The organism is Myroides profundi, from assembly GCF_000833025.1.
GTDB classification, from domain to species: Bacteria; Bacteroidota; Bacteroidia; order Flavobacteriales; family Flavobacteriaceae; genus Flavobacterium; species Flavobacterium profundi_A.
This window is the reverse complement of record NZ_CP010817.1, coordinates 3,993,934-4,019,904: the sequence shown is the minus strand read 5'-3', so window position 1 is coordinate 4,019,904 and position 25,971 is coordinate 3,993,934. Positions and strand designations below refer to the sequence as shown.

24 protein-coding genes are annotated in these 25,971 nt (G+C 36.1%); 7 read left to right on the top strand and 17 right to left on the bottom strand.

Annotated elements, in window-relative coordinates; genetic code table 11:
* Positions 1-56: 56 nt before the first annotated feature.
* On the top strand, positions 57-2,543 hold the full coding sequence (locus MPR_RS17840; protein WP_041894951.1) for a DUF5686 and carboxypeptidase regulatory-like domain-containing protein: 2,487 nt from the start codon (positions 57-59) through the stop codon (positions 2,541-2,543).
* 136 nt (positions 2,544-2,679) lie between these two features.
* Here MPR_RS17840 and pheS read toward each other — a convergent pair whose 3' ends face one another.
* Complete coding sequence (gene pheS, locus MPR_RS17835) at positions 2,680-3,696, bottom strand: phenylalanine--tRNA ligase subunit alpha (RefSeq protein WP_036471075.1); 1,017 nt, start codon at positions 3,694-3,696, stop codon at positions 2,680-2,682.
* Between the two features lie 86 nt (positions 3,697-3,782).
* On the bottom strand, positions 3,783-4,139 hold the full coding sequence (locus MPR_RS17830; RefSeq protein WP_006258004.1) for a hypothetical protein: 357 nt from the start codon (positions 4,137-4,139) through the stop codon (positions 3,783-3,785).
* A 95-nt stretch (positions 4,140-4,234) separates the two neighbouring features.
* On the opposite strand from MPR_RS17830, the gene MPR_RS17825 reads away from it, so the two are divergent.
* The gene (locus MPR_RS17825) at positions 4,235-4,777 is read left to right on the top strand and encodes a CvpA family protein (RefSeq protein ID WP_041894948.1); all 543 of its coding nucleotides are present in this window, start codon (positions 4,235-4,237) and stop codon (positions 4,775-4,777) included.
* Here MPR_RS17825 and MPR_RS17820 read toward each other — a convergent pair.
* The 8 genes from MPR_RS17820 to MPR_RS17785 all read right to left on the bottom strand — a co-directional run bounded on the left by MPR_RS17820 (position 4,774) and on the right by MPR_RS17785 (position 13,798).
* Entirely contained in the window at positions 4,774-5,532 is a 759-nt protein-coding gene (locus MPR_RS17820) for a tetratricopeptide repeat protein (protein WP_041894945.1), read from the bottom strand. The genes MPR_RS17825 and MPR_RS17820 overlap by 4 nt on opposite strands.
* 6 nt (positions 5,533-5,538) lie before the next feature.
* Positions 5,539-7,299: a BatD family protein gene (locus MPR_RS17815; protein ID WP_041894942.1), complete on the bottom strand. Its 1,761-nt coding sequence runs from the start codon at positions 7,297-7,299 to the stop codon at positions 5,539-5,541.
* Between the two features lie 6 nt (positions 7,300-7,305).
* A complete protein-coding gene (locus MPR_RS17810) occupies positions 7,306-8,163 on the bottom strand; it encodes a tetratricopeptide repeat protein (RefSeq protein ID WP_041895650.1) in 858 nt (285 codons plus the stop codon).
* A 1-nt stretch (position 8,164) separates the two neighbouring features.
* On the bottom strand, positions 8,165-9,196 hold the full coding sequence (locus MPR_RS17805; protein WP_025124083.1) for a VWA domain-containing protein: 1,032 nt from the start codon (positions 9,194-9,196) through the stop codon (positions 8,165-8,167).
* Between the two features lie 6 nt (positions 9,197-9,202).
* A complete protein-coding gene (locus MPR_RS17800) occupies positions 9,203-10,207 on the bottom strand; it encodes a vWA domain-containing protein (RefSeq protein ID WP_006260420.1) in 1,005 nt (334 codons plus the stop codon).
* A 2-nt stretch (positions 10,208-10,209) separates the two neighbouring features.
* Positions 10,210-11,832 (bottom strand): BatD family protein, encoded by a 1,623-nt coding sequence (locus MPR_RS17795; protein ID WP_041894939.1) that lies wholly within the window; start codon positions 11,830-11,832, stop codon positions 10,210-10,212.
* Between the two features lie 5 nt (positions 11,833-11,837).
* The gene (locus MPR_RS17790) at positions 11,838-12,701 is read right to left on the bottom strand and encodes a DUF58 domain-containing protein (protein WP_041894936.1); all 864 of its coding nucleotides are present in this window, start codon (positions 12,699-12,701) and stop codon (positions 11,838-11,840) included.
* Positions 12,702-12,793: 92 nt separating this feature from the next.
* Positions 12,794-13,798, bottom strand: coding sequence for an AAA family ATPase (locus MPR_RS17785; protein WP_041894933.1), 1,005 nt, complete (start codon positions 13,796-13,798; stop codon positions 12,794-12,796).
* Positions 13,799-13,967: 169 nt separating this feature from the next.
* On the opposite strand from MPR_RS17785, the gene MPR_RS17780 reads away from it, so the two are divergent.
* Genes MPR_RS17780 through MPR_RS17770 form a run of 3 tightly spaced genes read left to right on the top strand, consistent with a single transcriptional unit; the run spans position 13,968 to position 16,447 of the window.
* Positions 13,968-15,116: a DUF5929 domain-containing protein gene (locus MPR_RS17780; RefSeq protein WP_041894930.1), complete on the top strand. Its 1,149-nt coding sequence runs from the start codon at positions 13,968-13,970 to the stop codon at positions 15,114-15,116.
* Entirely contained in the window at positions 15,109-15,849 is a 741-nt protein-coding gene (locus tag MPR_RS17775; RefSeq protein WP_041894927.1) for a metallophosphoesterase family protein, read from the top strand. Before MPR_RS17780 ends, MPR_RS17775 begins: the two co-directional genes overlap by 8 nt.
* A 40-nt stretch (positions 15,850-15,889) precedes the next feature.
* On the top strand, positions 15,890-16,447 hold the full coding sequence (locus tag MPR_RS17770) for a DUF3575 domain-containing protein (RefSeq protein ID WP_006258016.1): 558 nt from the start codon (positions 15,890-15,892) through the stop codon (positions 16,445-16,447).
* Between the two features lie 71 nt (positions 16,448-16,518).
* Here the strand turns inward: MPR_RS17770 and amaB are convergent, their stop codons facing one another.
* The 6 genes from amaB to dut all read right to left on the bottom strand — a co-directional run bounded on the left by amaB (position 16,519) and on the right by dut (position 22,410).
* Positions 16,519-18,066, bottom strand: a complete 1,548-nt coding sequence (gene amaB, locus MPR_RS17765; RefSeq protein ID WP_041894924.1) for an L-piperidine-6-carboxylate dehydrogenase — start codon at positions 18,064-18,066, stop codon at positions 16,519-16,521.
* Between the two features lie 86 nt (positions 18,067-18,152).
* Complete coding sequence (locus tag MPR_RS17760; RefSeq protein ID WP_041894921.1) at positions 18,153-18,686, bottom strand: 3-hydroxyanthranilate 3,4-dioxygenase; 534 nt, start codon at positions 18,684-18,686, stop codon at positions 18,153-18,155.
* A gap of 15 nt (positions 18,687-18,701) precedes the next feature.
* Positions 18,702-19,958: a murein hydrolase activator EnvC family protein gene (locus tag MPR_RS17755; RefSeq protein ID WP_041894919.1), complete on the bottom strand. Its 1,257-nt coding sequence runs from the start codon at positions 19,956-19,958 to the stop codon at positions 18,702-18,704.
* A 23-nt stretch (positions 19,959-19,981) separates the two neighbouring features.
* Positions 19,982-20,767 carry a lipoprotein insertase outer membrane protein LolB1 gene (lolB1, locus tag MPR_RS17750; protein ID WP_041894917.1) on the bottom strand — a complete coding sequence of 262 codons (786 nt, stop codon included), beginning with the start codon at positions 20,765-20,767 and terminating at the stop codon, positions 19,982-19,984.
* A 168-nt stretch (positions 20,768-20,935) separates the two neighbouring features.
* Positions 20,936-21,946, bottom strand: a complete 1,011-nt coding sequence (locus MPR_RS17745; RefSeq protein ID WP_016649870.1) for a sugar nucleotidyltransferase — start codon at positions 21,944-21,946, stop codon at positions 20,936-20,938.
* A gap of 26 nt (positions 21,947-21,972) precedes the next feature.
* Positions 21,973-22,410, bottom strand: coding sequence for a dUTP diphosphatase (gene dut / locus MPR_RS17740; RefSeq protein WP_006258022.1), 438 nt, complete (start codon positions 22,408-22,410; stop codon positions 21,973-21,975).
* Positions 22,411-22,849: 439 nt separating this feature from the next.
* On the opposite strand from dut, the gene xseA reads away from it, so the two are divergent.
* The gene (xseA, locus tag MPR_RS17735) at positions 22,850-24,331 is read left to right on the top strand and encodes an exodeoxyribonuclease VII large subunit (protein ID WP_041894913.1); all 1,482 of its coding nucleotides are present in this window, start codon (positions 22,850-22,852) and stop codon (positions 24,329-24,331) included.
* A complete protein-coding gene (gene xseB / locus MPR_RS17730) occupies positions 24,298-24,492 on the top strand; it encodes an exodeoxyribonuclease VII small subunit (protein WP_006260411.1) in 195 nt (64 codons plus the stop codon). The genes xseA and xseB overlap by 34 nt, the downstream gene beginning before the upstream one ends.
* A gap of 132 nt (positions 24,493-24,624) precedes the next feature.
* On the opposite strand, the gene MPR_RS17725 is transcribed toward xseB, so the two are convergent.
* A complete protein-coding gene (locus MPR_RS17725; protein WP_041894911.1) occupies positions 24,625-25,968 on the bottom strand; it encodes a mechanosensitive ion channel family protein in 1,344 nt (447 codons plus the stop codon).
* Between the last annotated feature and the right edge of the window lie 3 nt (positions 25,969-25,971).

The window sequence follows — 25,971 nt, the reverse complement described above, 5'->3', positions numbered from 1 at the left end:
TGTAACAATGTAATAAATACAATGTCTAATAGTTACTATTAAACAAAACCTAACCAATGAAACAATTTGTTACACTTTTTATGCTTCTAGTTGGCTTGACTGTATTTGGCCAACTAAAAGGGAGTATAAAAGACACAGAGGGTAAGCCCATTAGTTATACTACGGTGTATCTAGAAAAAAGCCAACAGAATACAATAAGTAATGAACAAGGACTATATGAGTTGAGCTTACCTCAGAAGGGGGAGTATACAATCGTATATCAATTCTTAGGCTATAAGACGCTGCGAAAGAATATTACCTATACTGGTGCTGCCCAAGAGGTAAATGTAGTGCTAGAGTCTGAAGACTTCATACTAGAAGATATCGTGATCACAGCAGGTAAGAATCCTGCAGATGATCTGATCCGTCTAGCGATAAAGAACAAGCAGAAGAATACAGAGGGAATGTCTGCTTTCACTGCAGATTTTTACTCTAAAGGGATGCTGAAGACGCTGAAGATGTCTAAGTTTTTTCAAAAGAAGGTACAGGTGAATGGCAGTGGATTATCTGGTGTGGATTCACTAGGTAGAGGGATAGTGTATCTGTCAGAAACAGTGTCTAGCCTAAAGTACCAAAAACCACATAAACTAAAGGAGCATATCATCGCGTCTAAGGTGAGTGGGAGTAATAGTGGATATAGCTTTAATACTGCGGATGAGTCCTTCTATGACTTCTATGATAATCATATCGTGATCGGAGATATGGATACTAAACTAATTTCTCCGATAGCAGATGTAGCGTTCTCATACTATAAGTACACGCTAGCGGCTACCTTCAGAGATCAAGGGGTATTGATTAATAAAATCAAGGTAACGCCTAAGTCATCAGTTCAGCCTGTGTTCTCAGGTGATCTCTACTTAGTAGATGGGATAGGGGCTATCTATGGTATAGACTTAAAAGTAACAGGAGTAAGTGTACAGCAGCCACTAATAGAAGAGATCAATGTGAGTCAGAACTTTAGTTATAATGAGGAGAATAAGAGCTGGGTGAAGCGCTCGCAGAACCTTGACTTAGTCTTTGGAGCATTAGGAGTAAGGATACAAGCGGTTTTCTTAAGTGTGTTTAACAACTATAACTTCACACCTAATTTCACTAGAGCGAGCTTTGATAAAGAGATTTTATCCTTTGCGAAGGATGTGAATAAGAAAGGGGATGATTTCTGGAAAGAGAATAGATTATTTGCTTTGTCAGAAGAGGAGTTGAATGATTATCGCGTGAAGGATAGTATAAGATTAGTGAAAGAGTCTCCTGTGTATAAAGATAGTATCCGCAAAAAGCACAATAGATTTAAAGTAGGTGATGTGTTTGGGGGATATAACTATAGAGGAGAAGATAATAAGTATAGTATCGGCTACACAGGATTAATAGGGATGGATAAACCTGGATTTAATACTGTGCAGGGGTTCAATATGAAGACGGATATGTATGGTTCTATTTACGATAAGGATAAGATAGGGTATACGTATGGTAAAGCTAGTTTTGACTACGGGTTTGCCTCTGATAGGTTGAGAGTGTATGGAAAGCTATTGCGTCAGTTTAAGGGAGCATCTAAGTCAGCGGTATATATAGAAGGAGGAAGTAAGATAGAACAGTATAATAAGGAGAATATACCTGAGCTACTGAATACTGCATTCTCCCTATTAATGAGAAAGAACTATGCGAAGTACTATAATCACAATGATGTGTATGTGGGGTATTACGGTCAGTTCTTCAATGAAGCTCTAAAAGTACACAGTGCCATAGGGTATGAGGATAGAAGTCCGCTGTATAATAATGCGAATGGCTCATTTTATAAGGGTAGTAGAGCTTATACCTCTAATGATCCGTTAGCTCCTCTAGATATGAACAGTAGCCCGATCACGAATCATCATCTATACAAGTTTAGAGTAGGTACTACGCTATCCTTAGGCATGAACTATGTAAGCTATCCTGACAAGCGTATCTATATGCGCAATCCTAGTTATCCTCTGATAGAGATGAACTATGAAAAGGGATTCAGTGGTAGTGAGAAAGGATTAGAGTATGATAAACTAGAAGCTAGGTTTAGTCAAGGACTAACGGTGAGCAATAAAGGGAGATTCGAGTATAATGTATTGATGGGTAAATATTTTGGAGCTGATGGTATCTCTTATGTGGATAGAAAACACTTCACAGGTAACGAGACTCATCTGAATATAACGAATGATAGATTGACCTCGTTTAACTTATTGCCATATTATGCTCTGAGTACGAATAAGTCTTATGTAGAGAGTCATTTTGAGTATGATTTTAAGGGATTCTTGATTAATAAGGTTCCATTATTAAGAGAGACTGGATGGAATGTAGTATTGGGCTACCACAATGCGATGGTAAGCGATATAAAGCCATATCACGAGTTTACAGCAGGTCTGTCTAATTTCGGATTTGGTAAGATTAATTTCTTCCGTATAGACTATGTACGCTCTTATCAAGGAGGGACGTTTGCTAAAGACGGTATTATGATAGGAGTGAAGAAGAGCTTCTAGTTAATCATTCAGTATTGTTAGATATAAATAGCCCTTATAATCCATGTAGTGATTATAAGGGGCTATATGTAAAGGGATATAAAAAAACACCTCATCTAGATCAGATGAGGTGTTTTTAATATATATCGTTTTCTTATTAGAAGTTCGATTTAAATTGTTCTAAGAAACGTACATCGTTCTCAAAGAACATACGGATATCTCCGATTTGGTATAATAGCATAGCAATACGCTCTATCCCCATACCAAAGGCGAAACCACTGTACTCAGTAGGGTCGATATTACAGTTCTTAAGAACGTTAGGGTCAACCATACCACATCCCATGATCTCTAACCACCCTGTACCTTTAGTAATACGGTAGTCTGTCTCAGTCTTTAATCCCCAATAGATATCTACCTCAGCACTAGGCTCAGTAAATGGGAAGTATGATGGACGTAATCTAATCTTAGATTTACCAAACATCTCTTTAGTGAAGTATAACAAAGTCTGTTTTAAGTCAGCAAAAGAAACATCTTTATCAATGTAAAGACCTTCAACTTGGTGGAATATACAGTGTGAACGAGATGATATAGCTTCGTTTCTAAATACACGCCCTGGAGATATAGTTCTCAGTGGTGGTGTATTCTTCTCCATATAACGAGTCTGTACAGATGAAGTATGTGTACGTAATAGTTGTTCTGGATTTGTCTGAACGAAGAATGTATCTTGCATATCACGAGCTGGGTGATACTCTGGGAAGTTCAACGCAGAGAAGTTATGCCAATCATCTTCAATCTCAGGACCTTCAGAGATATTAAAACCAATGTTATTAAAGATATCAACGATTTGGTTCTTCACTAATGAAATAGGGTGTCTAGACCCGATCTCTAGAGGGTAACCTGGACGTGTTAAGTCTCCATAAAGACCTTGCACATCTTTAGATTCTAGTTCATCTTGAATAGATTTTACTTTATTCTCGACAGTGCTTTTTAATAGATTGATAGCTTGACCAAACTCTTTTTTCTGCTCATTAGGCACCGTTTTAAAGTGTGCAAATAAGTCGTTTAAAATTCCTTTTTTAGATAAGAATTTAATTCTAAATGTTTCAAGCGTCTCTTTGTTATCGGTGTTAAAGTGTTCCGCTTCACCGATGTATTCTTTTATTTTATCTATCATCTTAAGTAAAGTAAAAAGCAAATTTACTGCTTTTCAATTAGACATAAAATTATAAACAGCTATAATTTTTATAATTGTTTCTTATGTTAGTCAATAAACTTACTTTCTAAGAAGTAATTGACTATCGCTTCTTTCATTAAAACCGATTGTTCACCTGCTTTAAGGCTAGGTAGGTTTTCTTTTACATTATAGTGTGGCCATCCGTCTTGGTCAAAGTGATCAAACTCGTAATAACCATAAGGTTCTAATAGACGACAGATAGCGATATGCATTAAGTTCACTTTGTCATCTTTTTTATATCTCTTTTTGATTTTACCTAGTTCTTGTACTCCGATTAAATATATGATAGCTTCTAAGTCTAGTGTCTCTCCGTCTCCGAATCGGTCAGATACTTTCTGAACGACAGCGTCCCATCTAGCTTTTAATTGTTCATCTCTTGCCATATTGTTAGTTGTAATGGTGACAAATATACTACAGTTCTGCTCTATTGTAATTAATAGAATTGTAATATCTTCGCACAGAATATATTTGAGTATTTATGTTTTTAGATATTATATGCCTTATCGCCGTTATTTTTGCTATTATAAAAGGAGCTAGAGATGGTTTTTTTATTTCAGTAGTTTCTTTTCTATCTCTATTTATCGGAATAATAGGAGCATTGAAATTCTCAAATATTATCAAAGAATTTCTGATGAATTCTCTAGGATGGGAGTCACCTTCTATTCCTTTACTTGCTTTTATATTGGCTTTTGTGTTGGCAGTATTAGCTGCACGCTTCATCGCTCAGTTAGCAACTAAGTTTGTACAAGCAGTATTCTTAGGACTGTTCAACAGACTTTTTGGGGCTGTATTTCAGATCTTGATCGTGATACTAGTAGGAAGTATCTTTCTCTCTATATTCGATGAGGTGAACACAATATTTAAGTTCGTCAGTCATGAGACATTAATGAACTCAACTAGTTATAAAATATATGTATCTCTGTCTGAGTCATTATTGCCTAGCTTATATGACTTAGTTAAATCTCTGTTCTCTAAGAGTATTGATATGATACAAGATATAAAAGAACCGGAAACGATCTAGATATACTTAATCGTATTCTCTTCTATCCATCCTTCTTGTTGATCATCTAGTTTCACTCTGATCCACAATGCTTTTTTCTCTAAGATATACACTTTAGTACCCTCGTGTAGTTCTTTTAGTGTACGAGAGGTGTTCTTCGCTTCTTCTTTAAGGTTTACTTTTTCTGTAAATAGGATAGCAGCTGTAGTCTTAGAAGCATACTTCTGCTCAAAAGTAGCAGCGTATACGCTACCTCCTATCACTAGGATAGAAACAAGCATCAATACAAAGCTAATACGCTTAATAGTACTGCTGTGATTCAGATAGTATACCACAAAACATAATAGTACTACAAAGGCCATTACTGTGGCTAATGTAGCCCATTGGTCAACGGATAGCTTCCCTAATGTCTGATGTAGTATGTCTTCGTTATCATATTGCTTCACTATCGTAATATCGTCTATAAGCTCTTTGCGTGCATAGTTTAGATTCGTCTCTATAGCGGTGTCACTAGGATTAAGCTTTAAGGCCTTCTCATAGTAATAAACAGCATTGACATAATCACGTGTTTTATAATAAGCATTCGCTAGATTAAAGAATACTTCTGGTGAAGAAGCTTCTTGTTTCTCTATGGCTTTAAAGGCCGTGATTGCTTCACTATATTTTTCTTTTTGATACAAGGCATTCCCCTTGTCAAATTGTTGTTTCCAAGAATCCGTTTGTGCCCATGTATGAAAGCTCAAAACAAATATAAAAAGAGTGATGATGTGTTTCATGTTGGTCTATTTGAATTGTTTTTCTAGTTCAGAGATTACTGTAATCGCATTGTCATAATCCTTATTGATATTAACCTGATCAGTCGGAGCGTAACGAGCCCATTCACAAGCGTTCTTAATATCCATAAAGTTCTTAATAGCGTCTTCAGTAATATTTCTATCTGTTAGAATCTCTGTAATGTTTTCATTGCTCATCTCACTAGTCACCATGTCTAGCTTCGCTTTAAGGAAGTTGTGTAGACAGCGCTCTAGTGCTTCATAGAACAATTCTTTGTTATTGATATTTTTCTTTGCTTCTCCTAAGTATTTTCTAGCTAGTCTATTGTTGTTTCTCAATCGGATACCATCTGTGTCTGATGCATATTTACGACGCTGTATCACGACAAGTAAGAATAGCGGTATAGCTGCGAATGGCAGTACTGTAAGGACGTAGAATAACGTAGTGTCCCAATATGTGCTAGTAGAAGCTTCTACTACTGTAGGTGTAGCTTTATTCGGTTGGAACAATTCGCTCTTATCTACTACGTCTGTGTCTTTTGCTTCTGTATTAGTTGGCAGGGTAGGTCCCTCTAGTACATTAATCGCTAAACTGTCAATATGAATAGTCTTATACTTCTTAGTGCTTAAGTCAAAATACGAGAACTCCATAGGATCAATCATATAATCCCCTTTATACTGAGGGATAATGATGTAATCGTTCACTCTGCTACCTTGCATACCGTGTACTCCAGAAGTAATCTTATCTGAACTAGTAGGGTCATACATCTCTAGAGCTGAGTGTGCAGTAGGGGTAGGTATAGTCAATAAATTCAAGTTACCCTTACCTGCAACTTCAACTTTTAGGTTTAGTTGTTCACCTGATTTAAGGCTTGTCTTAGTAGGAGTTACTTTAAATGTAAATGTCCCAACACCTCCAGAGAAGTTGTCAGGTTTACCTGCTTCAGGAAGGTCTTTCGCCTTAATAGTTACTCTACCAGTACTGTATTCTTTCTCCATATACCCAAACTCAGGATATCCAAAGAAGTCACGTCTACCTGTAGGAACTTCTGCCTGTATCATTAACTCAAGAGGATCTATACTAAGATTGCCTGCTTCTTGGGCCATTAATACATCTTGCTTTAATACAATATAGTTATAATCTGTCCCTTTATACTTACCTAGCTTCACTTCAGGTCGTCTAGGGATATCTACATTGTGTACCCAGAACTTCTCATAAGTAGGTATTTTTCTTCCTGTATATCCTGCGATATTGGTATTAAAGTACAGTTTATACGTTATCGTTACAGGTTCGTTGATATAAGGATTCTGATTCGTTACTTCAGCGACTAGATGTATTTCATCTAGAGCTTTCTGCTGTACCTGATTATATTGCTGTCTAGGGTCTTGCTTTGCTACAGCATCAGATACCGTAATAGTAATCGGCTTGGTTTTATAGACCTGTCCTTCTATTTCTATAGATGCGGAACCTATAGATAAAGTTCCTTTCTTCTTCGGTTGTAAGAAGTACGAATAGGTTTTATTAAAAGACTTTTTACCATTTGTCCAAGCGTAGCTAACAGATTGGTTAGGCCCTCCAACTACAGTGAAATTGTCAAAACGAGGTGGAGAGAAGTTATCTCCATCTTGGTTCATAGCAAAGTCAACGCGAACATTGTCATTAAGCGGTATGTTATCTCTACTTACTGTTGCTTCAAAGCTGATTTGAGCTAAGATTGCTTGAGTGCAAATCAGAGCGAATAATAATATGTAGTAACGCAGTGTTTTCATTGTATTCTACCAGTCTTTTTTTCTTTGTTCATTTTGTCCAGCAGGTTGTCCTTTCTCTGGTTTACCACCTTTAGGACCTCTATTAATTAGTCTCTGCTGTACATCTTTTTCATTTTTATTCATCGCATCTAATATTCGATCCATCTGATCTTGATTAGGCGTTTTAGGGTTATTCTGTTTAGGTTGATCTTTCTTGTCTTGGTCTCCTTTATCGTCTTTATCTTTATCATTCTGACCATCTTTGTTCTTGTCATCCTGATCTCCTTTATCATTTTGATCTTGATCTTTCTTGTCTTGGTCTCCTTTATCTTTATTTTGGTCTTGATCTTTGTTGTCCTTGTTTTGGTCTTTATTCTGATCCTGATTATCCTTATTTTGGTCTTTGTTTTGATCTTGATTATCCTTGTTGTCTTGATTGTCTTGAGGATTCTCTTTGTTCATTTTCTTCGCTACAGCGTAGTTATAACGAGTCTCATCATCTTTAGGATTGTTTAATAAAGCCTTTTTGTAAGCCTGTTCTGCTGCTTGATAATTCTTAGATTTCATATAAGCATTCCCCAAGTTATGGTAGGCTTGGTGCTTAGCTTCTTTGGTTGTTGCTTTTTGTATGGCTCTAAGGTAGGCAGCTTCTGCTTCTTTGGTTAATTGTTGTTTGTATAAAGAGTTTCCTAAGTTATAATCAGCTACAGACTTACTGTCTTTAGAATTAGCTATTCTATAAGAAGATTCTGCATGAGTATAATGTTTGTTCTCGAATACTTCATTACCTGTGCTCAGCGCTCTCCCAGCAGACTGTGCAAATGAGTAAGCAGTAAACAATAAAAATATCGTGATGTAGAATGAGTTTTTCATAATTAATCGCATGCTATTCTTTTTCATTGAACAAATTAAGTTTCTTCATCCAGATAGTTTTTCTTTCTAGGATGAATAAATCGATAAAGATCAGTAAGAAAGCAAATCCTAAGAACCATTGATATTGAGATTGGTACTCTGCGATTTGTTGATCTTCAAAATCTGTTTTTTCTATTTTGCTAAGGTCGTTTTTAATAAGGTCTACAATCTCTTGTGTATTCGAGCCGTAATAATACTTTCCTCCAGTAGCATCAGCTATATATTTAAGCGTAGATGGATTGAGCTTTGTAGTAACGATCTCATTGTTCCAATCTCTTTTATATTCCACGCCTTTAGGTGTCTTAATAGGGATAGGTCCTCCTGCCTCTGTTCCTACACCAATGGTGATAATCTTTACTTTCTTTTCTTTTGCTATTTTGATAGCATTCTCCATTTCTTCTCCGTGGTCTTCTCCATCAGAGATAAGGATCATGACTTTGCTTGTATTGGGATTGTCATAGAAATTAGAAGCTACATAGATAGCGTCCTCAAATGCTGTACCTTGTGAAGAGACCATATCCGTGTTCATCGTCTGAAGATACATCTTAGCAACATAATGATCTGTAGTGATAGGTAACATCGGGAATGCCGTACCTGCATATCCTACTATACCTATTCTATCTGGTCCTAGATTATTGATAATCTGAGAGACTAGTTGTTTCATCTTTGCCAATCTATCAGGAGCCATATCTTGAGCTAACATACTCTTAGATACGTCTAATGTGAATACGATATCAACACCTTGTCTTTTGACAGTAACTACCTTTGTTCCTATCTTAGGATTGATTAAAGCGATTACAATAGATATTAGAGCTACTAGATAAATAGAAGCTTTAATGATTGGTTTATTCTTAGATTGATTAGGTGCCAAAGTTTTAATTGCTTTAGCTGTAGCAAATGATTGTTGCTTCTTTTTCTTCCACAAGATGTCCCCAATAAAGATTAAGATCAATATTGCTATGATTGAAAATAGAAAAAGATATTGTTTATTGTCTAACTCCCACATAATCTATTATATGAATCCTCTGAATAATGTTTTTTGTAATGTGAAATCAATACACAATAGAATAAAAGCAAGTAACACTAAGAATTGAAACTTGTCATCAGATTTAACGAACTTTTGTTCGTCAATCTTCGTTTTCTCTAATTGATTGATTTCTTCATAAATTGCTTTAAGCTTACTAGTATCTGTTGCTCTAAAGTATTTACCTCCTGTTGTTTTAGCGATAGACTTCATAAGCTCTTCATCTAGTTCTACAGGTACTTTCTCATATACTATTTCACCGTTCTCTCTTATTCCTACTGGAGATTCTGCTAACCCATTAGTACCAATACCGATAGTATATACTTTAATATTGTACTCTTTAGAGATCTCAGCAGCTAATGTAGGGTCTACTGTACCTGTATTATTGACACCATCTGTAAGAAGTATGATAATCTTACTTTTGGCAGGGCTGTCTTTTAATCTGTTTACTGATGTAGCTAAACCTACACCTATAGCAGTACCATCTCTTAGGACATTGTCATATTTTATACTCTTAAGGTCATTTAGTATCAGTAATTTATCACTAGTCACTGGCGTCTTAGTATATGCTTCAGCTGCATAAATAACTAATCCTATACGATCTGTCACACGCTGTGATACGAAGTCTGCTGCTACAGTTTTTAACGCTTCTAAACGGTTTGGTTTTAGATCTCGTGCTAACATACTTCCTGATACGTCCATAGCCATCACGATATCAATACCATGAGTAGAATGTATCTGTGAATCTACATTCACGATTTGAGGTCTAGCCATACCTACTATAATAGCACTAAGAGCTAGTACTCGTAAGATAATAGAAATAGGCAATAACTTTACTAATAGTGAAGTATGCTCTTGTACACCTTGTATAGTGCTTAGCTTGACAGTAGCACGCTGTTTCTTTCTGTTTTTATACCATACAAATAAGACTATTGGTAATAGTATAAATAGCCAGAAGAACTCAGGATTGGCAAAAGTTATATTCTGTATCATTGTTATTTCTCCTCTTTTTTATACTGTATTGAATCAAACATACGTTCTACTAGCTTAGGAGCTATCTCATCTTCTGCTAGATAGAATATCCATACTTGATCTTTGTTAGCACCATTGTCTGTTAATACTCCTTCGAACATTACTTTCTCTTCTACTTGATTAGTTGGATTCTTGAATGCAAACTCGCCATAAACAAGTGTCCCAAGAATACCATTTGCATTCTCAAAGCGTTCATCTTTATACTCTAAGTTTTCTATTTTATTGTTTTGTGTCAGCAATGAAATAGAATAAGTAATCAATTCCTTATCAGTATATTTATATTCCTTAGTGGTAACTACATTATTTAATACAATGTGAATAGGGTCTTCTAGTACACCATATTTAAATTGATTAAGTGATGATATACCATCAGGTTTTCCTTCTTGCAATAAAGGTTCATTCTTACGGATTAGAACTTCAGGAGTAGAGATAGTCAGTCCTGGAGCAGTACCATATGTACTAGTAATCCATTCTTTATTCATCAGTTTCTTTGTATTGTTGAATGTAAACCAATGATAATCTTCTTTAGCAGAAGTATTGATAATATACACTATCCCAGTCACAACAACTAAGAATGCTGTGATGGCTGTAGGAATCCATATACGTATTCTTTTCTTTTTCTTTTTATTTTCCTCTCTTCTTCTGATTAACTCTGTTTGTGTTGCAGCAGAGATAGGATAAGCTGTATTGATACTGTCTATAACATTCTGTATCTTAGAAGTATCTGCTGTTATTTCACCTTCAGTAGGTTGAGACTTAGCGAACTTAACTAAGTCTGCAGATTCTAGAACTCGTTTTAATTCTTTAATCACCACAGGATCTAGCTTTACCTTCTTATCATTTAAAGTAGCCTTAAGAATAGTGATAATTTCGAAAGTCGTCAATTCTTTTGCTGAGATTCCAAAAGTATCTTCTATAAACCCTCTAGTGATAATACTCATGTCAGAATAGTATGGTTTAGCATCACCTCTATTCCAGTTTTTCTTTTCTTCTAGTTTCTTAAGTTTTTTAACTGCTTTCTCATAAGGAGTTTTGTACTTATCATCCTCTGTAAGGTTCTTTTCTTGTTGTCTTCTGATATAGATATATATACCTATCCCTGCTAGTACAGCGATGAAGATAAACAATAGATAATACCAATCTGTAGAGAAAGAAGCTCCTTCTTTAGAGATTGACTTTATCTCATAAAGAGGTTGTTTTAATGTATCTACTGCTACATCTTGTACATGTATCTGTATAGAATCTGTATGAAATAGCTTAGCATCTACAATAACAGGTACAGCAGGAATACTAAAATCACCTGCATCAAACTGAGTCAAGTGATATTTCTTAATAAGCTCCTGTGTATTATCATTCTTAATCGTATCAATAGGGAATGACTCTACTACATCAAAGTTCCCTATTTGTTCTGTTGCAGGGAATGTAATTAAACTTCCTGTGTTAGAATGGGCCTTTATGGTGTATAGAAAGGTGTCTCCTATTTTTATAGCAGTAGTATCTACTTGTGTTTCTATTCTATTTTGAGCTAGAGTAGAGAAAGTAGCAACTAAAAAAATAATAGCGATATGTAGAAAATTAGATTTCATTGTCCTTATCTCGATTTAAAGTATCCTAGTAATTTTTTGACATAACTATCATTTACTTCAATATTGATAGTTCCTGCTCCACATTTTTGAAATACTTTGGTAAAGTTTTCTTCTTGCTTGTGGAAGTGAGAAGCATAGGCTTTTCTTACACTAGCATCAGAAGTATTGATTAACTGTTCTGTATGAGTCTCTGCATCGAATACATTGATAAGACCTACATTAGGTAGCTCTTTTTCTCTTTTGTCATAGATTCTTATGCCTGTAATATCGTGTTTTTTTGCCGATATCTTTAAAGTCTGTTCAAAAGAGTGTGTAATGAAGTCTGAAAGCACAAAGACAATAGCTTTCTTCTTGACTACCTTCGAAAGATACTCAAGAGCAAAGCCTACATCTGTCTTTAGACTTTTAGGTTTGAAGTCAATAAGTTCTCTAATGATTCTCAGTACATGTGTTTTTCCCTTTTTAGGAGGAATGAATAACTCTATCTGATCAGAGAACAGTATTAGACCTATTTTATCATTGTTCTGAGTAGCAGAGAAGGCAAGTGTCGCAGCTATTTCGAGTACAATATCCTCTTTAAACTGATCAGTAGACCCGAAGGCTTCCGAACCACTTACATCCACTAAGAGCATCATTGTTAGCTCACGCTCTTCTTCGAATACCTTGATATAAGGCTCATTATAGCGCGCAGTGACATTCCAGTCTATAGCCCTTACATCATCGCCAAACTGATATTGACGCACCTCTGAGAAGGTCATACCTTTCCCTTTAAAAGAAGTGTGATACTCTCCCGAAAAAATATGGTCACTTAATCGCTTTGTTTTTATTTCGATCTTCTTGACCTTCTTTAAGATATCTTTGGTTTCCATGACTATACAGCTTTCAAATTAACGAAATCATCAAAACCTATCTACACTTAACTATAAATAGGTTTTGTATATTAAAAGTTATCCTTATTCTACTAAGGAACTTCTATTTCATTTACGATTTGGTTAATAATATCTACAGAAGTAATATTCTCAGCCTCTGCTTCATAAGTAACCCCGATTCTATGGCGTAATACATCTATTACTACTGCTCTTACATCTTCTGGAATTACATACCCTCTCTTTTTGATAAACGCATAACATTTAGCTGCTAGAGCTAAGTTGATACTTCCACGAGGAGAGGCACCGAAGCTAATCATAGGTTTTAACTTCTCTAATTTAAATTGTTCTGGATAACGAGTAGCGAAGATAATATCTAAGATATACTTCTCTATTTTTTCATCCATATATACTTTCTTAACAGCTTCTTGAGCTCGTTGTATTTGTTCTAGAGTTACTACAGCATTAACTTGAGGTTTCTCACCAGCTAAGTTTTGACGGATAACAAGTCTTTCATCCTCTAATTTAGGATAATCAATAACTGTCTTAAGCATAAAACGGTCCATCTGTGCCTCTGGTAGAGGGTAAGTACCTTCTTGCTCCACTGGGTTTTGAGTAGCCATAACTAAGAATGGCTTGTCTAGTTTGAATGTGTCGTCACTGATAGTAACTTGTTTCTCTTGCATCGCTTCTAGTAATGCAGATTGTACCTTAGCAGGAGCACGGTTAATCTCATCCGCTAGAATGAAGTTAGCGAATATAGGTCCTTTTCTGATTGAAAAGTCATTTTCTTTTACGTTATAGATCATTGTACCGATAACGTCTGCTGGTAATAAGTCAGGCGTAAACTGGATACGGTTAAATGATCCATGTACTGCTTTAGATAAAGTATTAATGGCTAAAGTCTTTGCTAATCCAGGTACTCCTTCTAGAAGAATATGCCCCTGTCCTAACAAACCAATTAAAAGTCTATCGATCATATGTTTCTGACCAACAATAACTTTATTCATCTCCATGGTTAGGATATCGATAAATGCACTCTCTCTTTCTATTAATTCGTTTAGTTCACGGATATCATAATTAGATCCTGTTGTGTCCATATCTATAGTTTTTTTTCTAAAGTAATATACTTTTCTGATTCTTACCGCAAATTCAAAAAATATTCTCTATTAAGTTGTTAATGTATGGTTAAATATAACAATGGAGTTTCTGATTTAGGTCTGAATTGTGAGTTTCTTTTTATAATTTTAAGAACAAAACAAGAATGTTGTGATTAATAAGCGATTACTTATTAAAAATTTACTAGCGCATTATGATGAGAATAGCTTTTATGATAAGAAGAGGCAACTCAATCTGCACAGTAAATCGGGCAAAGCTAAGTTTTTAAAACATATCTGTGCTTTAGCGAATTCAAATCCAGACAATAGCTCCTATTTATTAGTAGGGATAGAAGATGAAGATAACGAAATAGTAGGTGTAGACTTCTATGATGACAGTAAGATTCAGAACTTAGTCAACGCTTATTTAGATAATCCTCCGCTTATTACCTATGATAATGTGGCTTTTAATGACTTACCTAAAGATAGGGTAGTAGGACTTGTGTCCATTCGATCAGGTATCGGACTAACGACGTTTAAGCGATCTATCAGTGAGATAGCAGAAGGAAGTTATTTTGTAAGAATAGGCAGTACCTCTGTTCCTGATGCAGTAGTACCTCGTAGCACAAATAGGGAAATAGTAAAAAGCATAGAGAAGAACTCTCAGAATGATCTAGCGAGTATCTTAGATAGTGTTATCACCTTTATGACAGATACACATCGAGATATGAAGCCGAGGTATAATGTCTTTAGAGAACAATTTATCATCTGTTGGGCAGGTAATAAAAAGATGGTTAGGGGAATGCCTTTTTATTCTAGAGTAGATATAGAGTTCGTCAATGAGCAGATTAAGTTGTTTTATTCAGATCTAGATTCTGTCACGATTGCGTATAATGGGCATAAGTTTGTGATAACTGAGTATTTAAATCTAGGGTTGAATGATAAGACGAGTTATTACCCATTCGAAGAAGTGATGATCTCTTTCTCAGAGAACGGGACTTATTCTATGACCAACACAGTCTTATTTAAAGCACCATCCTATAATAGGAATATCCTTGGACATATCTACGGATCTAGTCTTAATGTTATTTATAAACTTCAGAACAACCTTAAACTGACTTCTAAGGAAGAACGTGTATTAGGTAAACTATGTTTTAATATGATGTTGTGCTACCTAAACGGTTTTGAAGATGCTAAAGATGAACTAATCTCCGTTAAAGATTATCTAAAATATTCGAATGACCCTCAGCTCTTTATAGCCTTTAAAGAAGTAATGCGTATCTTGCGTAAACTGAAATACGAAACAGAAATAGATGAGTAGAACACTAGTTATAGGAGATATACACGGTGGTTATAAGGCGCTATTACAAGTAATGGAACGCGCAAAAGTAACCCCTTCAGATAAATTAATTTTTTTAGGAGATTATGTAGATGGGTGGAGTGAATCTGAGAAGGTAGTAGAGTATTTATTAGCTTTGAAGGAGACACATAATTGTACTTTCTTAAGAGGTAACCATGAGACGCTTTTAGTGAATTGGTTAGAAACAGGTAAGGAGAATAAACTATGGGAAGGCAATGGAGGAGACGCCTCTGTTAAGTCTTATTCTTTAGACAATATCACAAAAGAAATGAGAGAGAAACATCTCCATTTCTTTAGAAACTTACAGAACTATTATATCGATGAGAGCAATAGACTTTTCGTTCATGCAGGCTTTACCAATTTAAGAGGAGTGAAGGACGAGTATATTGAAGAAGGCTTTTATTGGGATAGAACGTTATGGGAGATGGTATTATCTATGGATACAACGATTAGTAAGGAAGACATTAGATATCCGAAGAGATTATTACATTATCATGAAATCTTTATAGGACATACACCTGTTACTAATTATGGTTTTAAGTATCCTATGAACTTTGCTAATGTCTGGAACATAGATACAGGAGCAGCATTTTTAGGGCGTATTTCTATTCTAGATATAGAGACGAAGGAGTATTGGCAGAGTGATGTAGTCGCTGAGCTATACCCAGATGAGGAGGGAAGGAACCATAAATAAAAAACACTTTTATTATATTTGTCACACACAATCTTGTTATATGAAGAAAATATATTTAGTACTATTACTCTTAGTAGGTACAGTAGGAGCTAGAGCACAGGCTGTTAATGAAGTAAAAGTGAATGTGTTTAATACACTTGCACTAGCATCAGTAGAGATTGGGTATGAGCACTTTATTGGGCACAACCAGTCGATAGGAGCTAATTTTAATATCAACGACCGTTTTTCTTACCACAAAGAAAAAGGAGGAAAGAACCAAAAGTTTAATACCAACAGTTTAGTTGTTAACTATAACTACTATTTTGGGTCAGGGAATGATGCACATGGCAGTGGTTATGTAGTATCTCCTTTCTTGAAATACCGCTTTGGAGATTTTAAAGAAAACCTATGGTCAGAAGCAGCTGATACATCTATCAGAACTAAAGTAGATATGAATAGCTTCATCTTTGGAGTAGGCTTCGGGTATAAGTGGGCTTTAGGAGATTCATTCACGATTCATCCTTTTGCAGATATCGCGAGAAACTTTAGTAGTGAAGTGAATGACAGATTCTCTGCTATTGAGTTTAATGCAGGGATTAACTTAGGATATAGATTCTAAACACCTAGATTATAGAATAAAATAGAGGGTGCTTACAGTTAGTAAGCACCCTCTATTTTTATAAGTATAGACTAGAAGTCAAATTTAATACCTTGTGCTAATGGTAGCTCTGTACCATAGTTGATTGTATTCGTCTGTCTTCTCATATAAGCTTTCCATGCGTCTGATCCAGACTCTCTTCCTCCACCAGTCTCTTTCTCACCACCGAATGCTCCACCAATCTCAGCACCAGATGTACCTATATTCACATTAGCGATACCACAGTCAGAGCCTGCATGAGATAAGAATAACTCCATTTCTCTCATACTATTCGTGAAGATAGATGAAGATAGCCCTTGAGGCACTCCGTTTTGCATAGCGATAGCTTCTTCGATATCTTTGTACTTCATGATGTATAAGATAGGTGCGAATGTCTCAGCCTGTATAATTTCGTAAGTATTCTTACCTTCTATGATACATGGTTTTACATAACATCCACTCTCATACCCAGCACCTTCTAGTACACCGCCTTCTACGATGACCTTACCACCTTCAGCTTTTGCCTTTTCGATAGCGTCTAAGTAATCTTTTACAGCTGCTTTATCGATAAGTGGTCCTACGTGATTAGTAGCGTCTAATGGGTTCCCTATTTTTAATTGAGCATATGCTTTTTGTAGTACATCTACTGTTTTATCATATACGCTCTCGTGTACGATCAGCCTTCTCGTACTAGTACAGCGCTGTCCTGCAGTACCTACAGCTCCGAATACAGCCCCTACTAATACCATGTTGATATCAGCATGCTCAGATACGATGATAGCATTATTACCTCCAAGTTCTAGGATAGTATTACCAAAGCGTTCTGCTACAGTTTTAGATACATGTCTTCCAATACGAGTAGACCCTGTGAATGACACTAGCGGGATTCTAGGATCCGTGTTGATTAGATCACCACATTCATTACCGATAACTAGGTTACATACACCTTCAGGGATATTGTTTTTCTTGAATACGCCTGCTACGATATTTTGACAAGCTACACCACATAATGGTGTTTTAGAACTAGGTTTCCAGATACACACATCACCACATACCCATGCGATCATGGTATTCCAACTCCATACTGCTACCGGGAAGTTAAATGCAGAGATAACACCTACCACTCCGATAGGGTGCCACTGTTCAAACATACGGTGCATAGGACGCTCAGAGTGCATCGTCAATCCGTATAACTGACGAGATAGACCTACTGCGAAGTCACAGATGTCGATCATCTCCTGTACCTCACCTTGACCTTCTTGAAGGCTTTTTCCCATCTCGTATGATACTAGCTTACCTAAGTATTCTTTTTTATTTCGAAGTTCTTCACCTATTTGTCTTACGATTTCGCCTCGTTTAGGAGCAGGCACTAGTCTCCAGCTTTTAAAAGCCTCCTCTGCAGTAGCCATTACTTTTTGGTAATCTTCTTTTGTAGAAGCTTTTACTTTTCCGATAAGTTGACCGTCTACAGGAGAATAAGATTCTATAATCCTACCATTAGAAAAAGAGTTAAGACCTGTAGAAGAACCATTGTTCTCTGCCACAAGACCTAATTTTTCTAATACTTCCGAAATACCAAATTGGTTATTAGATGTCGTCATTTGTTTTTTTATTTATAGTTTGTAATTGATTGTTACTTGCTAATATAAAAAAAAATATGACAGGGAATGTAATGTACAGTAATCTACTACTCTACGAATTTTGTATTAGTAGGCATCACAGTCTGACAACACTTACAGGTTCTCAGTTCTTCAGATGAGTAGAAATGTTTAAAATGAGGTAAGAAATCTTTCTCTATATCTGTCAATTCAAAATAGACTTCATATAGTTTATGATTACAATTTTCGCAGAACCACATTAATCCATCTTTTGCACCAGGGTCTTTTCTCTTTTTCTCTACCACTAGACCTACAGAGTTCTCTGTACGGATAGGTGAGTGAGGTACCTTAGCAGGTAGTAGATAGATGTCACCTTCGTTTAAGGTAATGCGCTTGCGTTCGTTATTCTCTTGTATATCGATATAGATAGTTCCCTCTAGTTGAAAGAAGAATTCTTCAGCTTCATTATAGTGAAAATCCTTTCTAGCATTAGGGCCACCTACGACCATAATGATATAATCAGACGCTTCAGGGTAAATGTTTTTATTGCCAACAGGTGGTTTTAATAAATCTTTATTCTCTTTTACCCATTTAAATATATTGAATGATGACTGTGTACTCATAGTATGATATATGAATTAATTACTTCTGCTCAACCAACTTTGTGGGTTATAGATATCAGTATTTCGAGACAGTAAGAACTTCAACACCGTCTGACCATTACTATTAGTACTGATAGACCCGATGTCTTGTTTTAGACTTACTTTATCTCCTTTTTTCACAGATACCTCACCTAAGTTTTGATAAACAGTTATATAATCTCCATGTTGTATTAATACAGCTTTATTACCACCAGGTAATACCTGTACCTGAAGCACATCCCCTCCGAATACCGCTCTAGCTCTAGAGCCTGCCTCAGTAGTGATCTCTACACCACTATTGTGTATCGTCAGCTGAGTCTGTACAGGGTGAGGCTGATCTCCATAAGGTAGAGAGATATATCCTTTAGCTACTGGCCAAGGAAGCTTACCTTGATTTGCTCTAAAGTTATCTGCTACGATTTTCCCTTCAGGAGTAAGCTCAAAGGCAGTAGCGGACTTCGTAGAAGCAGTAGACTTCGTCGTCTTCTTACCTTCTTTAGCTGCTTTTTCTCTAGCGATACGGTTCGCTTCTTCAATCGCTTCTTTGATCAATTGCTTGATTTTTCTATCGATTGCCTTTGTCTCCTCTTGCTTTTGCTTGATATGTTGGTTGTACTTTTGCTGATCTTTTTGTACGATAGACATTAGGTTCTTTTGTTCTCCTAGATCCTCCTGTAAGTTCTTTTCGTTCTGTTGTTGTTCAGTAAGTAGCTTTTGCTGTTTTGCTTTTTGTGTACTTAGTCTAGCTAGTGCCTCTTTTAGAGATTCAGCCTTAGCCTTAACCTCATCTGCTTGAGATTTTCTATAGTCAGCATATTGCTTCATATACTGTACTCGCTTATAAGCTTGAAGGAAGTTGTCTGATGATAATACGAACATCAGTCTACTTTGGCTAGACTTCGTTTTATATGATTTTAATACTAGATCAGCATAGTCTTTTCTAAGTTTAGCCAACTCTGCCTCTAGGGTATTAACCTCTTTTTCTGTTTTAGAGATATTGCTGTTTGTTACAGATATTTGTTTTTGAACATTGTTTATTAACTGTTTATTTAAGTTAATCTTACGGTTGTTCTCATCTATTTCTAATAGAATATTTCTCTCTTTCGTCTTTTCTTTTTTAAGTAAATCTTTGACAATATTTATCTCCACTAAGATTTGCTGCTTTCTACGCTCCAGTTGTTCTTGCGTTTCTTTCTTTTGCCCGTAAGCAAAAACAGTACATATTAATAATAAGGATAAATACGCTCGTCTCATTTGTAGATTACTTCTTGTTGATCTTATTGTTTTATTCCGACTTGTTTATAACCTGCTGGAACCTTGTAATTAAAGTTCAAGTTATCATTAAAAGTCACATTGTCATAACGAATGTTCAAATGTATGCTTTTTTCTTGTCTTGCATCTATATTTATTTCAGTAGGAGTCGTATATTTTCCCACTTTTTTATATTCTGGATAAGAAATAGTGACAATTCTATTGCTAGATGCCTGAGATATCTCTTCTTTTTTCAATAATCCATTTTGGTCTTCGAAGAAATAAGCAGATTGGATATCTTCTTCTACCTTAGCTTTGATTTTGTGCAATCCTTCTTCTATAGATGCTTCATACTTATTAGTTCCCGACTGAGCATCTAGAGCCTGACCTAATAGCAGATTCTGAAACTTAGTATAGTTAAGGTCTGTACCTAGCCATTGACTTAGCATACTGAAGTCTCCTTTGAAGAATACCTTATTCCACTTCTCATAGTACTGCACTCCTTCTGGAGTTACATATACCTTAGCTATCGGAATACCTATAAAGCGAATGTTCAGCAAGATCTGTTTATCCTTTTCGATAAAGATATCCATAGAGAACTTCTTAGAATCGTTATCCGCCTCATAAGACGCAGAAGAGCGAATAGCAGTGGTAGTGAAGTCTACTATTTGTTTATTGTGGTTGTTTAGAATCGTAAGCACAGTTTTAGCATTACTAGCCTCACTCTCGTCTAGTATACCATCCATGTTCTTCTTCTTACATCCTACAACTAGAAATAAAGTACAGATAATAAGTAGGGATATCTTTCTCATAATCGTCTAAAACTATTTTATAGTAGCAAGATAGATAAAAAAAATCCGTTTTAAATAAAGTTTAAAACGGATTTAATATTTTAGCGTCTGTTCCTGTATTAAATAAGGATGAAGATATAGTCAAATAGATATATCAACAGTATATACAGGAGACGTCTATATCATGATTTAGTCTAGTACAGAGTAGTCTCCGATACTGATACTCGTATGCTTACCGTCATAAGTAGCATGGTTACCCACCATAGCATTATCTAGATTTGCATTTCTGATTGTAGAGTTTGTTTGGATAAGACTGTTTTTGATAGTAGCATTTTCTACTTTACAGTTGTCTCCTAGAGATACATTAGGTCCTACAGTCGTATTCACTAATACTACATTCTCTCCGATATAACATGGACGGATGATCGTACTGTTCTCTAGCACTACATTATCAGATACATAGTTAGCGTTCTCTTGTTCTAAGAAGCCTAACATTCTGTTATTCGTATCTACAGTTACATTTTTATTACCACAGTCCATCCACTCATCTACCTGACCAGGTACGAAGCGCATTCCTTTTTGCTTCATATTCTCTAGAGCGTCTGTTAGTTGGTATTCGCCTCCTTTGATAATATTATTATCTAGTAAGTACTCTAATTCTTTGCGCAACGTTTCACCACTTTTAAAGTAGTAGATACCGATGATCGCTAGATCAGATACAAACTCTTTAGGCTTCTCTACGAAATCTACGATGTCGTTTTTATCATTTAGTTGTACTACACCGAATGCGCTAGGATCTTCTACTTGTTTTACCCAGATAACGCTGTCAGCGTCTTTCTCTAGGTTAAAGTCAGCGCGGAATAACGTATCTGCATACGCTACCACGATAGGCCCTTGCATAGCTTCTTTAGCACATAGGATAGCATGAGCAGTTCCTAGAGCTTCGTTTTGATAGCAGATTGTCCCTTTCGCTCCTAGTTTAGCAGCGATAGCGATTAAGTCTTCTTCTACTTTTTTTCCAAAGCTCTCGTGGATGATAAATGCAATCTCATCTATCGTATCGTTAAGAACTTTAGCGATGTCTTCTACTAATCGGTGTACAATTGGTTTCCCAGCGATAGGGATTAATGGTTTAGGTACAGTTAATGTGTGAGGACGAAGTCTAGACCCACGACCAGCCATTGGTACAATAATTTTCATTTTCTAATATCTTTATATTACAATATCTATTTTACTCCAGTGCTCCCAAAACCTCCAGCACCTCTCTCTGTATCAGTAAGTACTTCTACAGGTTGCCATTGGATTTGTTCGTATTTAGCGATTACCATTTGAGCAATGCGCTCCCCGTTCTCTATCACGAAAGGTTCTTTTGACAGATTGACTAAGATAATACCTATTTCACCTCTATAATCAGCATCAATAGTACCAGGGCTATTTAGTAAAGTGATTCCTCTTTTTGCAGCTAATCCACTTCTAGGTCTGATCTGTGCTTCGTATCCCTCAGGTAGTTCTATAAATAGACCTGTAGGTACGATGGCTCTCTCTAGAGAGTTTAGCGTGATAGGTTCTTCTAAGTTCGCTCTAAGATCCATACCTGCAGACTGATTCGTCTCATAATTCGGCAATGAATGTTTAGATTTATTGATGATTTTTACGGTAGTCATATCTATTTTTTAATGGATAACAAAGATAAAAAAGTTATACTGATTAAAAGAATATTATGCGATTAAGTATGAGTATGATATTGTGTTTTTTATGTTTTTATAGGGGTGGTCGGCTTGTGGTCGGCATGTGATAGGTATGTGGTCGGCTAAAAAGTACTATAAATAAGCCGACCACCTACCGATCAATAGCCTAGCAAATAATAATCACAAGGACTAGACTCAAAGAATGAAGTTGTAATTCTGTTGAAAAGGGGAGATGTAAGCAAGGAGTTGTTATAAATTATAGCAATTCTGCCCAATAGGGCACTTTAGACTTATTTCGGAGCTATTTTTGTGCTATTCATAAATGTAATAATGAGAAACGATGACCGTGAATTTCGTTTAGATATCTTAATAAAGATTGTATTTTTGGTCTAAAGAGTTTCTAGATTTTAAACAGATGTATATAGACAATAAGTATTATCGACTGAGCACTATCCTCTATAGAGTGAAGGATATAGTAGATAAGGCTATATCGAATAACTACTTTTGGCTAAGGGCAGAGATAGGTCAGCTAAAGGAAGACCGTAAGGGACATCTCTATCTAGAACTCGTAGAGAATAAAGATGGAGTAGTGTTAGCCAAGTGTCGTGCGAATATCTGGCAATCTAATGCCTATGTGATCAAAAAAACCTTAGGAGAGAATGCGAATGAGATACTGAAGAATGGGGCTGAGATCATGTGTTACTGCGAAGTCACGTTTAGTAATCTATACGGGATGTCTATTAATATACATCGGATAGACTTGTCTTACTCATTAGGGGAGGTAGAACGCATAAAGCAGGAGAACCTCAGAAAGTTAGTAGAGAAGGGGTATCATCAGAAGAATAAAGAACTGTATCTACCTGCTGTGCTTCAGCGCATAGCCTTAGTAAGTTCTAAGGGGACAGCGGGGCATGCCGATTTTATAAAACAACTAGAGGAGAACGAGTATAATTTCGTCTATCATATAGATCACTATGACTGTCAAGTGCAGGGTGATGGGGCTGTAGCGTCTATACAAGAGGCGCTGAGTCAGATAGAGTCAGATGCGTATGATGTGATCGTGCTGATTAGAGGGGGAGGATCTGCGCTAGACTTAGATGTGTTTAATCACTACGAGTTAGCAGTGACGCTAGCCATGAGCCATACACCAGTATTTACTGGGATAGGACATGAGACTGATAGTTCGTTAGCTGACTTTGTGGCTAATCACTATTTTAAAACGCCGAGTGCCGTAGCGGCTTATATCGTGGAGCGAACTGCTCTGTTCTATACGGATATCAGTAGGATGTATGAAGGTATTATACAGTCTTATAAACAGAATATCACTATAGAACAGCATAAGCTAGAAGTAGCGGAGAAGGAGATAAGGTTATATGGTGTGGCACAAGCCAAACAAAAAAAGCAAGAACTAGGTACGTTATCCAACAGACTGATAACAGAGGTGAGAAAACGCCTTCATACAGAAGAGTCGTTTATAGAGAGTGCAACGCAGTCTATCTCCTATCGGGCTCAACGCATAACAGGTAAAGAAAATCAGACGCTAAAAGAAAAAACGAAGCTAGTGGCTTATTTAGCACAACAGTGTATCGATGTGCATCAACAACAACTGAATACTTCGCTAGAGAAACTGGTCTATCAAGCAAAAGGACAGTTGAAGAAAGAACGTGTGCGATTAGTTACTTTCGAAGAGATTACAACAGCGTATGACCTGAGTTCTATTCTAAGGAAAGGGTTTGCGATCGTGATGCACAATGGACAACTGTTGAATGAACACAAAGAATTAAATATAGGAGATGAGCTAGAGATAGCAATCTATAATAAGAAGTATAGAATTATATTAGCAGAAATAAAAGAAGTGAAGCAATGGAACAACTTACTTATGAAAAAGCCGCTTTAGAATTAGAAGCAATTCTGAATGATTTAAAGAATGATGAAGTGACTGTAGATGAACTAGCGAGCAAAGTAGAACGCGCATCTAAACTAATAGTGTTCTGTAAAGAGAAATTGACAACTACAGAACAACAAGTAGAAGGCATTATAGAAAAACTAGGATTATAAAATAAGAACACGGCCATAAAGATACTCCATGACCGTGTTCATCGTATGTAGTGTGCTATACTTAAGTCTTTCTTTCATGTCTAAGAGAAGACAGGCTATAGCGACCTGTTATAATCATGGTAATAAGTATTCTTAGTTACCAAACGAATCATGATTAGTAGTACTGTTCTGTATGAAATGTCTTACGTCATCAGAAGAAGGCAATTCGAATACATCTAGGTGGAAATAATCTACAGCGGCTAATACGTGGTCGAATATATCTGCCATGATATTCTCATATACTGCCCATACAGTGGTATTCGTGAAGGTGTATATCTCTATCGGTAGCCCGTGCTCTGTAGGCTGTAGATGCCTTACCATCAGAGGATATTCTTTGTGAATATTAGGGTTCTGCTGTATGTATCTTGTTACATACGCTCTAAACATTCCTATATTCGTTATTCTACGTCCATTGATAGGCATAGATTGATCAGCTTGTGTTTTCTCGTTGTATTCTTCTATTTCTTTTTGGCGTTCTTCTATATACGGAGCTAATAGTTGTATCTTTTTAAGTAGTTCTATTTCATCCTTCTCTAGATAGCGGATAGAAGAGATTTTAATATTGATACTTCTCTTAATCCTTCTACCTCCAGAAGTCTGCATTCCTCTATAGTTTTTAAATGAGTCACTGATCAGAAGGTGAGTCGGTATGGTGGTGATTGTCTTGTCAAAGTTCTGCACCTTCACCGTACTTAGGTTCATCTCTAGTACTGTACCATCTGCGCCATACTTAGCCATCTCTATCCAGTCTCCTACACGCACCATATCATTAGAAGAAACTTGAATACTCGCTACGAATCCCATAATGGTATCTTTAAAGACTAATATAAGGATAGCAGAGGCAGCTCCTAATGAGATTAAGAATTTGATAGGGTCTGTACCTGTGATGATAGAGAATATAATAATTCCAGAGAAGAAATAGACTAGTATGCTAGATACCTGTGCATAGCTATCTAGAGGTTTGTCTGCTAGGCGTGGCTTGCTCTTTAGGTAGTCGCGTATACTGCGTATAGTAGATCGAATCACTAAGGTCAAGGCTACTGTGACTAAGATATCTGTCACTGACATCACAAACTTCGTTAGGTTCGGAAAGCCTAAAAAGAATATCGGAAATAAGATCTTCGCTAAGGCAATCGGAATTAAGTGTGTAACATTGTGAAAGAATTTATTCTCTACTAATAAGTCATCAAACGTCGTTTTAGTCTTAGAACTAAAAGTCTTTACTAAAACTATAAAAAAGTTCTTTAGAATATAATCTAAAATGAACATACAGATCGTAAAAGACGTTAGTAACAGAATTGCTGTCACTACATGGGTAGCATATTCTGATAGACTTAAGAAGTCCAGTAGATTATAGAACCATTGGTATAGTTTATTAAAATTTTGAGGGTCGATAATCGTATCAATATTAGTAACTAGATAGTTATTAATCATCATGTA